This window comes from Streptomyces sp. NPDC093591, from assembly GCF_044764885.1.
Lineage (GTDB): Bacteria > Actinomycetota > Actinomycetes > Streptomycetales > Streptomycetaceae > Streptomyces.
The window spans coordinates 74,264-87,636 of sequence record NZ_JBIWIY010000028.1; the positions used below are offsets into that span (position 1 = coordinate 74,264).

General features: G+C 69.3%; 10 protein-coding genes. 9 read left to right on the forward strand and 1 reads right to left on the reverse strand.

Going from position 1 to position 13,373, the window contains the following annotated elements; all coding sequences use genetic code 11:
• The first annotated feature begins 47 nt into the window (after nucleotides 1-47).
• The 8 genes from ACIREI_RS42555 (at nucleotide 48) to ACIREI_RS42590 (ending at nucleotide 9,694) form a co-directional block, all read left to right on the forward strand.
• On the forward strand, nucleotides 48-1,400 hold the full coding sequence (locus ACIREI_RS42555; protein WP_403345280.1) for an ABC transporter substrate-binding protein: 1,353 nt from the start codon (nucleotides 48-50) through the stop codon (nucleotides 1,398-1,400).
• Nucleotides 1,401-1,600: 200 nt separating this feature from the next.
• A complete protein-coding gene (locus ACIREI_RS42560) occupies nucleotides 1,601-2,401 on the forward strand; it encodes a rhamnogalacturonan acetylesterase (RefSeq protein ID WP_403345282.1) in 801 nt (266 codons plus the stop codon).
• Between the two features lie 83 nt (nucleotides 2,402-2,484).
• On the forward strand, nucleotides 2,485-3,810 hold the full coding sequence (locus tag ACIREI_RS42565) for a polysaccharide lyase family 1 protein (RefSeq protein ID WP_403345284.1): 1,326 nt from the start codon (nucleotides 2,485-2,487) through the stop codon (nucleotides 3,808-3,810).
• A gap of 143 nt (nucleotides 3,811-3,953) precedes the next feature.
• A complete protein-coding gene (locus ACIREI_RS42570; protein WP_403345286.1) occupies nucleotides 3,954-5,084 on the forward strand; it encodes a pectinesterase family protein in 1,131 nt (376 codons plus the stop codon).
• A 1-nt stretch (nucleotide 5,085) separates the two neighbouring features.
• Nucleotides 5,086-6,120, forward strand: a complete 1,035-nt coding sequence (locus ACIREI_RS42575; protein WP_403345287.1) for a pectinesterase family protein — start codon at nucleotides 5,086-5,088, stop codon at nucleotides 6,118-6,120.
• Complete coding sequence (locus tag ACIREI_RS42580) at nucleotides 6,113-7,393, forward strand: polysaccharide lyase family 1 protein (protein WP_403345289.1); 1,281 nt, start codon at nucleotides 6,113-6,115, stop codon at nucleotides 7,391-7,393. The genes ACIREI_RS42575 and ACIREI_RS42580 overlap by 8 nt, the downstream gene beginning before the upstream one ends.
• Before the next feature lie 4 nt (nucleotides 7,394-7,397).
• Entirely contained in the window at nucleotides 7,398-8,537 is a 1,140-nt protein-coding gene (locus ACIREI_RS42585) for a dienelactone hydrolase family protein (RefSeq protein ID WP_403345338.1), read from the forward strand.
• A 44-nt stretch (nucleotides 8,538-8,581) separates the two neighbouring features.
• The gene (locus tag ACIREI_RS42590) at nucleotides 8,582-9,694 is read left to right on the forward strand and encodes a chondroitinase-B domain-containing protein (protein WP_403345290.1); all 1,113 of its coding nucleotides are present in this window, start codon (nucleotides 8,582-8,584) and stop codon (nucleotides 9,692-9,694) included.
• Between the two features lies 1 nt (nucleotide 9,695).
• Here the strand turns inward: ACIREI_RS42590 and ACIREI_RS42595 are convergent, their stop codons facing one another.
• Nucleotides 9,696-11,924 carry a family 43 glycosylhydrolase gene (locus tag ACIREI_RS42595; protein WP_403345292.1) on the reverse strand — a complete coding sequence of 743 codons (2,229 nt, stop codon included), beginning with the start codon at nucleotides 11,922-11,924 and terminating at the stop codon, nucleotides 9,696-9,698.
• Nucleotides 11,925-12,168: 244 nt separating this feature from the next.
• Between ACIREI_RS42595 and ACIREI_RS42600 the strand changes: the two genes are divergently transcribed.
• Nucleotides 12,169-13,323 (forward strand): right-handed parallel beta-helix repeat-containing protein, encoded by a 1,155-nt coding sequence (locus ACIREI_RS42600; RefSeq protein WP_403345294.1) that lies wholly within the window; start codon nucleotides 12,169-12,171, stop codon nucleotides 13,321-13,323.
• Nucleotides 13,324-13,373 lie beyond the last annotated feature (50 nt).

Below are 13,373 nucleotides of genomic sequence, written 5' to 3' on the forward strand. Positions count from 1 at the left end.
CCCACAACTTCATATCTCCGTCTGATCCAGAAGAAGAGAGCCGACCAATGAAGATCAGCAATCTCGGAAGCAGCAGAGGCGGGCGCCGCACGTCGGCCGCCGTCGCCCTGGGGGCCGTGCTCGCGCTGACCGCCACCGCATGCGGTGACGACGGCAGCGGCGGGAGCGGCGCCGAGGGCAGCGGCGAGGGAAAGATCGTCTTCTGGGACAACAACGGCGGTGTCCGCACCGACATCTGGAAGAAGATCATCGCCGACTTCGAGAAGGCGAACCCGGAGATCGACGTCGAGTACGTGGGGATCCCCTCCACCGACGTCCAGTCGAAGTACGACACCGCCATCCAGGGCGGCGGTCTGCCCGACGTCGGCGGAGTGGGCGCGGCGATGCTCGCCGGGATCGCCGCCCAGGACGCACTGGAGCCCCTGGAGGACCGCCTCGCCAAGTCCTCGCTGAACGGCAAGCTGAACGACGGCATGGTCGAGTCCGTGAAGGTCGCCGGCGGCTCGGACGAGCACATGTACACGGTCCCGACGTCCGCGAACAACGGCACGCTCTACTACCGCACCGACCTGTTCAAGAAGGCGGGCCTGGACGAGCCGTCGACGTGGGAGAGGTTCTACGAGGCCGCGGACGACCTCACCGACGCCAAGAAGAACGAGTTCGGTTACACCATCCGCGGCGGTGCCGGCTCCATAGCCCAGGCCCTGGACGCGATGTACGGGCAGTCCGGCATCACGTCCTTCTGGGACTCCAGCGGTGAGAAGACCACGCTCAACGACCCGAAGAACGTCGACGCGCTGGAGAAGTACGCCGCCCTGTACAAGAAGGACACGCCGGCGGCCGATCTGAACAACGACTTCACCAAGATGGTGTCCCAGTGGGATTCCGGCACGATCGGAATGCTGAACCACAACCTGGGGTCGTACCAGGACCACGTGAAGGCTCTGGGCACCGACAAGTTCCGGGGTATCCCACAGCCCACCGGTCCGGGCGGCAAGCGGGTCCAGGTCTCCAACCCGGTCGACGGCCTGGGGCTGTTCAAGAGCTCCAAGAACAAGGACGCCGCCTGGAAGTTCATCGAGTTCGCCGTCTCCCACGAGGCGAACTCCCAGTGGAACGAGTCGGCCGGCGCCATCCCGTCCAACAAGGAAGCCGCGCAGGACGCGTGGATCTCCCAGGCCGAGCCGACGAAACTGGCCGCGGCGGCGCTGAACGACGGTTCCACCACGATCGTCCAGCTGCCGTACTACCTGCCCGACTGGAACACCATCTCCAAGGCCGACAACGAGCCGAACTTCCAGAAGGTGCTGCTCGGGGACATGAGTGCCAAGGAATTCCTGGACACCATGGCCGAGCAGCTGAACGAGGCTCAGGCCGAGTGGAACGAGCAGAAGGGCTGAACGAGCCCGCCCCCTTCCGTGACCGGCCGGCCGCGGGTTGTCCGCGGCCGGCGGGCCCACGCGGCGGTAGCCGCGAATCGCGCAGAATCCCGCGTCCCTGAACTGGTTCCCCGCCGAGGAGCGGGGGCGCGGTGCACCCCCATAGGAAAGGCACCACCCGAAACACCACTCAGGTAATGCTGTGGAGAAAGGCAGTCCCCGTGTCACTTACCCGCAGACAGGTCAGCCTGGCAGCTCTGGCCGCCGCGCCGCTCAGCTTCACCGCCACCGGTACCGCGGACGCCGCCCCCGGCGGCCGCCGTACCCGCACCCTCTACATCGCCGGTGACTCCACCGCCGCCCAGAAGTTCACCAGCAACGCCCCGGAGACCGGGTGGGGCATGGCGCTCCCGTTCTTCCTGAAGGACTGGGTCGTCGCCAACCATGCCCAGAACGGGCGCAGTTCGAAGAGCTTCGTCGACGAAGGCCGGCTCAAGGCCATCCTCTCCGTGATCCAGCCCGGCGACCTCCTCGTCATCCAGTTCGGGCACAACGACGAGAAGTCCGAGGACCCCACCCGGTACACCGAGCCGTGGTCGACGTACCAGGACTACCTGCGCATGTACATCAGCGGGGCTCGAGCGCGCGGTGCGCGGCCCGTCCTCGCCACCTCCGTCGAGCGCCGCAAGTTCGACTCGAGCGGCACGGCCCGGCCGACGCACGGCGACTACCCGGCGGCGATGAAGGCGCTCGCCCAGCAGGAGCGCGTGCCGCTGCTCGAGATCCAGGCGCTGTCGATCGCGCTGTGGCAGCGGCTCGGTGTCGAGGAGACGAAGAAGTACTTCAACTGGACCTCGACCGAGCAGGACAACACGCACTTCAACCCGCCCGGTGCGATCGCCGTGGCGCGGCTCGTCGCGCGGGAGTTGCTGCGCACGCGGGTGCTCGCGCCGAGCGACCTGCATCGACTGGACGATTCGATTCCCGAGTCCTGGATCACCTGGCCTCGGTCCGCCGCGTAACCGCTGCCGCTCGCCAAGACGCGTAACAACTCCTGTCCGCAAGGACGGGCGACAACTCTGTCTGTAGAGAAGAGAGCCGCACAATGAACGCACAGGTATGGCATGAGCATGTCATGGTGGCCCGCAGAGTGGCTTCCCTGATCGGCTGCACCGCCCTCCTCCTCGGCGTCACCGGCACCAGCGCCCAGGCGGCGCCCCGGGACTTCGAACGTCAGGTGCTCGCCGCCAACGACGGGTGGGGGTCGGAGGGGACCGGCACGACCGGAGGCTCGGCCGCCGACGCCGCGCACGTCTACACCGTGACGACGTGGGCGCAGTTCAAGGCCGCCCTCAAGGACGGCGGCAGCGCACCCAAGATCATCAAGGTCAAGGGCGTGATCGACGCCGTCTCGGAAGGGTGCGACGCCTTCGCCGCCCCCGGCTACGACTTCGACGCCTACCTGAAGAAGTACGCCCCCGAGACCTGGGGCATGGACAAGGACCTGAGCGACGAACCCGCCGACAGCCCCGAGGGACTGCGGCGCCTCTCCTCCGACAACCAGGACGAGGCCATCAAGGCCAAGGTGCCCGCCAACACCACCATCATCGGGGTCGGCAGGAACGCCGGCTTCAAGGGCGCCAGCCTCCAGATCCAGGGCGTCGACAACGTCATCATCCGCAACCTCACCTTCGAGAGCCCCCTGGACTGCTTCCCGCAGTGGGATCCGACGGACACCGACACAGGCGCCTGGAACTCCGAGTACGACACCGCCGTCATCAACGGCTCCACCCATGTCTGGATGGACCACAACACCTTCACCGACGGCAGCCACCCCGACAGCGAGGCACCGACCTACTTCGGCACCGTGTTCCAGCAGCACGACGGTCAGCTGGACATCATCAAGGGCTCCAACTACGTCACCGCCTCCTGGAACGTCTTCGCCGACCACGACAAGACGCTCATGATCGGCAACAGCGACAGCGAGTCGACGGCCGTCATCGACCGGGGCAAGCTCAAGGTGACGCTCCACCACAACCAGTTCCGCAACGTCCTCGAGCGCGCGCCGCGCGTCCGCTTCGGGCAGGTCGACTCGTACAACAACCACTTCGTGGTCGGCCAGAACTACGTCTACAGCTACGGCATCGGCAAGGAGTCCCAGCTCGTCGCCGAGCACAACGCCTTCACACTGCCGGCCGGGATCAGCCCGGCGAAGATCCTCAAGAGGTGGATCGACTCGCCGCTCACCGCCGCCGACAACTACGTCAACGGGAAGCGCGTCGACCTGATCGCCGTCCACAACGCGGAGATCCCCGAGGAGACCCTCCGGTCGGGCGCCGGGTGGACGCCGACCCTGCGCGCCAAGGTCGACCCGCCCAAGGCGATCCCCGGCATCGTCGACCACCGCGCGGGCGCCGGCCGCATCTGCTGACGCCCCCTCCCTGGAACGGGCCGGGTCGGGCCCACACCACGAGGTGCGCCCGACCCGGTCCCCCAGAACCCTGCCTGACCTGGGCACCCCTCACCTCGCACCTCGCACCAGCCGCACCTGCCGCACCGCGAAGGAGCCGTCGCATGCTCTCGCAACCCCACCGTCCCCTCTCCCGCAGGGCCTTCCTCGCCGCGAGCGCCGCAGCGGGCGCCGCGCTCACCCTCGCCTCCGGTCCCGCACAGGCCGCCGCCCGGCCACGCCCACCCTTCGGCCGCTACGGTTCCCCGGCCGCCCGCCTGACCCCGCAGACCCTCTACGTCGACGCCGCCGGCCGGGGCGACCACACCTCCGTCCAGGCCGCCGTGACCGCCGCCACCGGCAGCGGCTGGACGCTGGTCATCGCCCCGGGGACGTACCGGGAGACGGTCGCCGTCGACCGCACCCGTACGGAAATGACCTGGCTCGGCGCCGGCGACGACCCGCGCGACGTCGTCATCGTCTACGACAACGCGGCCGGCACCCCGAAGCCCGACGGCTCCGGCAACTACGGCACCACCGGCTCGGCCACCACCACCGTCCGGGGAGACGGCTTCACCGCTCACCGGATCACCTTCGCCAACGACTTCCTGCGCGAAGAGCACCCTGGGATCAGCGGCACCCAGGCCGTCGCCATCAAGGTGCAGGGCGACCGCTCCGCCTTCCACCACTGCCGCTTCCTCGGCCACCAGGACACCCTCTACGCCGACTCCAACTCCGCCACTCTCTTCGCCCGCCAGTACTTCTCCCACTGCTACGTCGAGGGCGACGTCGACTTCGTCTTCGGCCGGGCCACGGCCGTCTACGAGCACTGCCACTTCCGCACGCTCAACCGCACGGACGCGTCCTCGGCCCCGTTCGGCTTCGTCTTCGCCCCCTCGACGGAACGGGCCAACCCGCACGGCTACCTGGTCCTGCGCGGCCGGGTGACCAGCGAGGCTCCCGACGCCTACTACAAGGTGGCCCGCCCCTGGGTGCCCAGCTCCAGCACCACCACCCGCCCGATGCTCACCGTCCGGGAGACCTGGCTGGGCCCCGGCATCGACGCGGTCGCGCCCTACGCCAACATGCGCGCCGAGCACCCCTGGCAGGACCAGCGCTTCGCCGAGTACGGCAACTTCGGCGCCGGCGCCGAGATCACCGTCCCCGAGAACCGGCCCCAGCTGACGGACGAGGAGGCCGCGGCGCACACCCGCGAGGCCTACCTCGGCGACTGGGCGCCGTGGAAGGACTGCTGAGATGCGGCGGCGCACGCTGCTCGCCGGAATGACCGGCATCGCCGGCGGCCTGGTGGCCGCCGGCACCACCCCCGCCGTCGCCGGCGCCCGCGGTCGCGTCCTGCATGTCCGCCCTGGCGACTCCGCGCAGGCGGCCGTGGACGCTGTGGACGGGCCGGGCTGGACGATCGTCGTGCACCCGGGGACGTATCGCGAGGTGGTGAGAGTCCCGGCGGAGAAGGCGGGGTTGACCCTGCGCGGCGCCACCCGCGACCCGCGCGACACCGTGATCGTGTACGACAACGCCAACGGCACGAAGAAGCCCGACGGCACCACGTACGGCACCGCGGGCTCCGCCACCTTCACCTCGGCCGCCCCGGGGCTGACCGTCCGCGACCTGACCCTGGCCAACGACTGGCTGCGCGCCGACCACCCCGACATCTCCGGCACCCAGGCGGTGGCCGCGTACATCACCGGTGACCGGTCGTCCTTCGATAACGTCCGCTTCCTCGCCCACCAGGACACCCTCTTCGTCGACACGAGCGCGCTGGACGCCTTCGACCGGCAGTACTTCCACTGCTGCTACATTGAGGGCGACGTCGACTTCGTCTTCGGGCGGGCCACGGCGGTCTTCGACGACTGCCACTTCCACACACTGCAACGCAACGTGGACTTCACGCCCAAGGGCATGGTCTTCGCCCCGTCCACCGCCCGAGCCAACCCGTACGGCATCCTCGCCGTCCGCTCCCGCATCACCTCCGGCGCCGAGAACGCGGCGTACAAGCTGGCCCGGCCGTGGGTGCCGACGTACGAGACGACCGCCTGGCCGTCCCTCGTCGTGCGGGACACCCGGATCGGGCCCGGCATCGATCCGGTGGCGCCGTACACCAACATGCGGGAGCAGTACCCCTGGCAGACCATGCGGTTCCGGGAGTACCGCAACTCCGGGCCGGGTGCGGTGATCCCGGTTCCGGAGAACCGGCCGCAACTGACGGTGCAGGAAGCCGAGGCGCACACCAAGCGGACGTATCTCGGCGACTGGCGGCCCGGTGCGTAGGGCCGCCGCCGTCCTGCTCGCCTGGGCGTGCCTGCTCTGGGCGCCCGGGGCCGCCACCGCCGTCTCCGCCGCCGAGCAGCGCGGCCCTGTCGGCTGGGCCGCCACCGGCCCCGGCACCACCGGCGGGGCGGGCGGCACCACCTGGACGGTGCGCACCCGCGCCGAGCTCAAGGAGGCCCTGGCCAACTCCGGCGCCCCCACCGCGGCCAAGGTGATCCGGGTCGTCGGCGACATCAGCGGCCATGAGGCGGACGACGGTTCACTGCTCGGCGAGCAGGACTACGCGCCCGGCTACGACCTCGCCAAGTACATGTCCTGCTTCGGCGAGGACGGCGCCACCTGGTCCGACACCCGCCACGACTACTGCAAACAGCAGCGTCAGCTCCGCCAGACCGGGTCGAACAAGGAGAAGGCGCAGATCCAGCTGACCGTGCCGAGCAACACCACGCTCGTCGGCATCGGCGACGACGCCCGGCTCCTCGGGGTCTTCCTGACGGTCAACACCGGCACGAACATCGTCGTCCGGAACCTGCTTCTCGAAGCCCCCGTCGACCACTTCACCAGCTGGTCACCGGACGACGGCACCCAGGGCAACTGGAACGCCCGCTTCGACGCGATGACCGTCATCACCGGCAAGCACCTGTGGATCGACCACTGCACCTTCACCGACGGCCGCTTCCCCGACCGCGACGCCCCCCTCGGCTTCCACGGCGAGCACGTCCAGCGCCACGACGGGCTGCTCGACATCGAGGACGGCTCCGACTTCGTCACCGTCTCCGACAGCCGCTTCGACGACCACGACAAGGCGCTCCTCATCGGATCGGGCGACGGACGCGGCGACCGCGACCGCGGGCACCTGAAGGTGACGTTCGTGCGGAACCTGTTCACCGGCATCGTGCAGCGCGGGCCCCGCGTCCGCTTCGGGCAGGTGCACGTCGTCAACAACGTGTACCGGGGGAGCGCCGAGGACACCCTCTACGCGCTCGGCGTCGGCGTGGAGTCCGCGATCTTCTCGGAGCGCAACGTCTTCGGCTACCCGGGGGGCGAGCCGTCCCTCGCCGTCGCCGCCTACGGAGGCGAGCACTTCCACGACACCGGCTCCTGGTTCAACGGCCGCCCGGCCCGGCTGAGCGCGGTGGCCGACGGCCTCGGACTCACCGACGACATCGGCTGGCACCCGGCCGACGTGTACGCCTACCGGCCGCTGACGTCCCGGGCGGCGGTCGAGCACTACGTCCTGACCCATGCCGGCGCGGGGAGGCCGCGTGCCTGACGCGATGGGACGCCGGACGTTCGTGACGGGAGCCGCCGCCGCGGCCCTCGCGGCGGGCACCGGCAGCGCCGAGGCGGCCGACCTCGTCGGCGGCAACCTCCCCGACTTCCACCAGGCCCTCAAGGACGAGCTGAACTTCCCGCTCGCCTGGGGCACTTCACCCCTCCGCGACTTCCGGGCGTGGCGGCGCGCCGCCCGCGCCAAGGTCGAGGAGCACCTCCTCGTCGACGACCAGGACGGGACGCCGTACGCACCGGTGTTCACGGCAGGCCCTCAAAGTGACGGATACACAAGGGAGTTGGTCACCCTCTCCCTCAGCCGCCACGAGCGCGTGCGCGCCGCCCTCCTCACCCCGCAGGGACCCGGACCCTTCCCCGCCGTCCTCCTGCTCCACGACCACGGTGCCAAGTTCGACATCGGCAAGGAGAAGCTCGTCCGGCCCTGGTACGACGACACCCGGCTCGCCTCCGCGCAGGCCTGGGCGGAGAAGTACTTCAGCGGGCGGTTCGTCGGCGACGAGCTGGCCCGGCGCGGCTATGTCGTGCTGTGCGCGGACGCCCTCGGCTGGGGCGACCGGGGCCCGCTCACCTACGACCAGCAGCAGGCCCTGGCCTCCAACTTCTACAACCTCGGCTCCTCGCTCGCCGGACTCATGGCCCGCGAGGACGCCCGTGCCGCCGGATTCCTGGCCGGCCTCGACCGCGTGGACGCACGCCGGGTCGCGGCCGTCGGGTTCTCCATGGGCGCCTACCGCGCCTGGCAGACCGCCGCGCTCAGCGACCACATCGCCGCCACCGCCGCCGTCTGCTGGATGACCGGCCTGAAGGAGATGATGGTGCCCGGCAACAACACGCTGCGCGGGCAGTCGTCGTACTACATGCTCCACCCCGGGCTTCCCCGGTTCCTCGACTTCCCCGACGTGGCGAGCATCGCCGCACCCAGGCCGATGCTCTTCCTCAACGGCGGACTCGATCCGCTGTTCCCCGCCGACGGCGTCCGCGTCGCCCACGACAAGCTGCGCGCCGTCTGGCGCTCCCGCCACGCCGAGGAGCGATTGCACCTGACGACCTGGCCCGACCTCGGCCATGTCTTCGTCGACCGCATGCAGGACGAGGTCTTCACCTGGCTCGACACCGTCCTGTGAACCCGCACCACCCCCCCACCCGCACGAGAAGGGACCCGCTCTCCATGTCTCGTCGTACCGCACTCGCCGCCCTGGCCGCCCTGACCCTGGGCGCCGGCCTGGCCGTCCTCCCCACCCAGGCCCAGGCCGCGACCGTGGTCGTCAGCAACTCCACCGACCTGTCCAACGCCCTCAAGAACGCCACCGCCGGCACCGTCATCCAGGTCCGCGGCGGCACCTACTACCCGACGGCCACCCTGCAGTCCACGGCCAACGGCACCTCGTCGTCGCCGGTCACGCTCACCGCGTACGGCTCGGAGACCGTGAAGATCGACGGCTCGAACCTGCCCGACGGCGACTGGATCTTCAAGCTGACCGCCGACTACTGGAACGTCTCCAACATGACCTTCCAGAACTCCCCGGACAGCGCGGTCGTCTGCCAGTCCTGCACCGGCACCAACTGGAACAACATCAAGACCATCAACGGCGGCGACTCCGGCTTCACGCTCACCGGCGACGGCACGGTCAACAACACCGTCCGCAACATCGACTCCTACGGCCACTACGACGCCGCCACCCACGGCGAGAACGCCGACGGCATCGCCGTGAAGTTCGGCTCCGGCACCGGCAACCTGATCACCGGGGCCCGCCTCTACAACAACTCGGACGACGGTCTGGACTTCTGGTCCTTCTCCTCGCCGGTCACCGTCGAGCACACCTGGGCGTTCGGCAACGGCAAGAACCGCTGGTCCGACTCCGCCTTCGCGGGCGACGGCAACGGCTACAAGCTGGGCGGCGACGGCGAGGTCGTCGCGCACGTCGTCAACAACTCCGCCGCCTGGGACAACGCCGGCAACGGCTTCACCGAGAACAGCAACAAGGGCGCGATCGTCATCAACCGCACCACCGCCTACGCCAACGCCAAGTGGGGCTACTACTTCGCCACCGGTGCGGCCCGGCTCGGCAAGAACCTCGCCGTGAGCAACGGCGGGGGCCTGGTGAACAAGGGCTCCTCGGTGGTGTCGGCGGGCAACAACTGGGACTCCGGGATATCGACCCCGGCGTTCAGGTCCACGGACGCGTCGAGCACGTACAACGCCCGGCAGTCCAACGGCTCGCTGCCCGTGACCACGTTCCTGACCACGGGCAGCACCACCATCGGCGCGACGATGGACTGAGCTAGCGCCGCACGGGCCTGATGCCCTCCAGCGTCGGCACCACCGGCTTGATCGTGCCGTCGGCCGCGAACTCCAGGCGGTCGACGGTCGTCTCCCGGTGCATGCCGTCACCGCCCGGCCTCCCGGGGCCGTTCAGGGCGAAGCGGTGGTAGACGGCGTACCAGTCGTCGGTGCCGGGGGTGTTCACCACGGAGTGGTGGCCCGTGCCGAGGATCCCGTACTCGGGGCGCTTGGACAGGATCGTCCCCTTCTTGGTCCACGGGCCGAGCGGGGACGGTCCCGTCGCATAGGCGACGTGGTAGTTCTCGCTGCGGGTGTCGTCCTCGGACCACATGAAGTAGTAGGTGCCCTTCCGCTTGATCACGAAGGAGCCCTCGCGGAAGTTGTCGGGCGTGATGTCCTGCACCTTCGCCGCGTCGTACGACACCATGTCGTCGTTCAGCGGGACCACATACCCGTGCCCGTTGCCCCAGTAGAGATACGACGTTCCGTCGTCGTCCGTGAAGACGGCCGGGTCGATCATCTGGCCCTTGAGCGAACCGCCCTTGGCGACCAGCGGCTTGCCCAGCGCGTCCTTGAACGGGCCGGCAGGGGAGTCGGCCACCGCCACGCCGATCTGCTGCTCGGCGCAGAAGTAGAAGTAGTACTTGCCGTCGCGCTCGGCGATCGCCGGTGCCCAGGCGTACTTGTCGGCCCAGCTCACGTCCGGCCCCAGGTCCAGGATCACGCCGTGGTCCTTCCAGTGGACCAGGTCCTTGGACGAGTACGCCTTGAACCTCGTCCCGCTCCAGCCCTGGAAGCCGTCCGTCGTCGGGTAGATCCAGTACTCGCCGTTCAGGTAGTGCACGTCCGGGTCGGCGTTGAGGCCCGGCAGGACGGGACTGCCGGTCCGTACCGCCTCGACCGTCCAGGTGCGCTTCGTGCCGTCGGCCGCGGTCACCGTGTACGTCTGGGGCTTGCGGAAGTCGCGCCGGGTGCCGGAGCGCGGGCTGACCGTCGCGCCCTCACCGACCCACAGCTTCGGGGCGAGGCGTCCGAGGTCGGCGTCCGGCTGCATCGGGAGCACGACCTTGGAGGAGCTCTCCGTGACGATCGCGTAGCCCTTCTGGTCCTTCGCCGTCGCGTCCACGACCGAGGCCGGGCTCGCGGGGTACGCGGCCAGCAGCCGGTCGTACTCCGCCCGCGTCACCGGAATCACCGTGCCGTGCCGGGGGCTGGCGGGCAGCTGGTAGTCGGTGGACGGGGTCCACTTGCCCGAGTCGAGGTCGGTCGTCTCGAAGGGGACGTAGCCGCGGCCGCCGTACTCGTCGATGAACAGGTACCACTTCTCCTCGGTGTTCGACTTGAACACCGTCGGACCCTCGCCCCGGTCCATCGCGCCGCTGCCGATGCAGTCGGCCACGAAGTCGTACGACGTGTCGGTCAGGCTCGTCGACTTCTCCGCGGTGATGAACTTCGAGCAGGGGCTGGAGGAGCTGGGGTCCCGCTCGTCCTTGGTGTAGCGGTAGTAGGTGTCCTCGTGCTTGACCACGGTCGAGTCGATGACCGAGTAGCCGGGGTCGTCCCAGACCTTCGGCGCGCTGAAGGTGCGGAAGTCCTTCGTGGTCGCGTACAGCATCTTGTTGTACGTCGACCCGGTGTGGTCGGGGTCGTCGTCGGCGTACAGCTTCGACGCCCAGAAGACGACGAACTCACCCAGGCTGTCGTCCCAGTACGCCTCCGGCGCCCAGGTGTTGCCCGCGTTGTCGGGGGAGACCTTCACCAGGCGCTGGTCGGTCCAGTGGACCAGGTCGGTGGACTCCCAGACCATGATCGACTTGCTGCCGTGCCGCTGGACCTGGTCCCAACTGCCGCTGCTGTTCTGGTACATCCGCAGGTCGGTCGCGATCATGTAGAACTTGTCGCCCTCGGGGGAGCGGATCACGAACGGGTCGCGCAGGCCCTTCTCACCGATCGTGGAGGTGAGGACCGGCTTGCCGGCGTTGAGCTCGCGCCAGTGCAGGGCGTCATTGCCGCGGCTGAGGGCGTAGCGGATCTGCTCGCCGTCGGCGGTGCCCTCGCCGGTGAAGTAGGCGAAGAGATAGCCGGCGTACTTGGGCTGGCCGGCGGGCTGTGTCACGGGTTGTGCTCCGGAGTTCGCGGTACTGGGGGGTGCGGCCAGCAGGCCGAGCAGGAGAGCCAGGAGGGGTATCAGGGGGGTCAGGAGCGTGCGGGCGGTGCGGGGGCGCATGACACATCCTGTGTGAGTCTGGGGGTTCGGGTGGGGGGTTCTGTTTGTTCGGCTGACTCGGAGTGTCATCGGTGGGGGACAGGGCGTCAATCGGTGCGCAGGTGACGGACGGGGACCGAAACTTTCGCTCGCTTTCGACGGGCGCGGCAACCTTCCCGGTCACGGCGGCGACCAGATGTCAGAAGCGGGCCGGGGCGGCCCCTCCGGCCCGCTTCGCCCCCATTCCCCAGGAAAGGAACGCTCCGTGCGTTTGAGCACCGGCCGCCACCGCAGGACCCGCACCCTGTCCATCGCCGCGGCGATCGCCGTCGCCTCGGGGGCGGGCGGCGTCTACGTCGGCCTTTCCGACGGCGGTGCCGAGGCCGCCGCGACGACGGTCACCGTGTCCACCACCGCTCAGCTGGAGTCGGCCGTCAAGAACGCCGCCGCCGGTACGACCATCCAGGTCCGCGGCGGCACCTACCAGCCGACCGCCACCCTCAAGTCCACGGCGAACGGCACCGGTTCGGCCCGGATCACGCTGCAGGCGTACGGCAGCGAGAAGGTGAGGATCGACGGTTCGAAGCTGCCCGCCGGCTCCTGGCTGGCCGGAATCTACGGCGACTACTGGACCGTCCAGAACCTCACCTTCGTCAACGCCCCGGCCCAGGGCTTCGTCGCCACCTCGTCGGTGGGCGGCGTCTTCAAGAACCTCGTCACCGCGAACAACGGCGACTCCGGGTTCACCCTGCGCGGCGACGGTACGACGAACAACCTCGTGCAGAACCTGGACAGTTACGGCAACTACGACCCGTCCGGGCACGGCCAGAACGCCGACGGGATCGCCATCAAGTTCGGCTCCGGAACCGGCAACAAGCTCACCGGCGCGCGCCTCTACAACAACTCCGATGACGGTCTCGACCTCTGGCAGTTCTCCTCGCCGGTCACCATCGAGCACACCTGGGCCTTCGGCAACGGCAAGAACCGCTGGGGCGACTCCGCCTTCGAGGGCAACGGCAACGGCTTCAAGCTGGGCGGCGGAGGGGCCTCCGTCGCGCACGTCGTCAACAACAACGCGGCCTGGGACAACACGCTGCACGGCTTCACGGAGAACTCCAACACCGGGGCGATCGCCCTCAACCGCAACACCGCCTACGCCAACACCGAGTCCGGCTTCTACTTCGCCACCGGCAAGGCGCGCCTCGCCCGCAATCTCGCCGTGAGCAACAAGGCCGGACCGTCCAAGCTGGGGTCGTCGACCGTCAGCGCGGCGAACAACTGGGACAGCGGGGTGGCGACCCCGGCCTTCAAGTCCAAGGACGCCACCACGGCGTACGGCGCCCGTGGGTCGAGTGGCTCGCTGCCCGCGACCACCTTCCTCACGACGGGCTCCACGACCATCGGCTCGACCATGAACTAGCCTTCGGCGCAGAGGAGAACGCCCCGCCGGTCGTCACCGGCGGGGCGTTC

Coding starts and splice junctions, on each gene's coding strand:
- ACIREI_RS42555 (WP_403345280.1), top strand. CDS start 48: ATGAAGATCAGCAATCTCGGAAGCAGCAGAGGCGGGCGCCGCACGTCG.
- ACIREI_RS42565 (WP_403345284.1), top strand. CDS start 2,485: ATGAACGCACAGGTATGGCATGAGCATGTCATGGTGGCCCGCAGAGTG.
- ACIREI_RS42570 (WP_403345286.1), top strand. CDS start 3,954: ATGCTCTCGCAACCCCACCGTCCCCTCTCCCGCAGGGCCTTCCTCGCC.
- ACIREI_RS42575 (WP_403345287.1), top strand. CDS start 5,086: ATGCGGCGGCGCACGCTGCTCGCCGGAATGACCGGCATCGCCGGCGGC.
- ACIREI_RS42585 (WP_403345338.1), top strand. CDS start 7,398: ATGGGACGCCGGACGTTCGTGACGGGAGCCGCCGCCGCGGCCCTCGCG.
- ACIREI_RS42590 (WP_403345290.1), top strand. CDS start 8,582: ATGTCTCGTCGTACCGCACTCGCCGCCCTGGCCGCCCTGACCCTGGGC.
- ACIREI_RS42595 (WP_403345292.1), bottom strand. CDS start 11,924: ATGCGCCCCCGCACCGCCCGCACGCTCCTGACCCCCCTGATACCCCTC.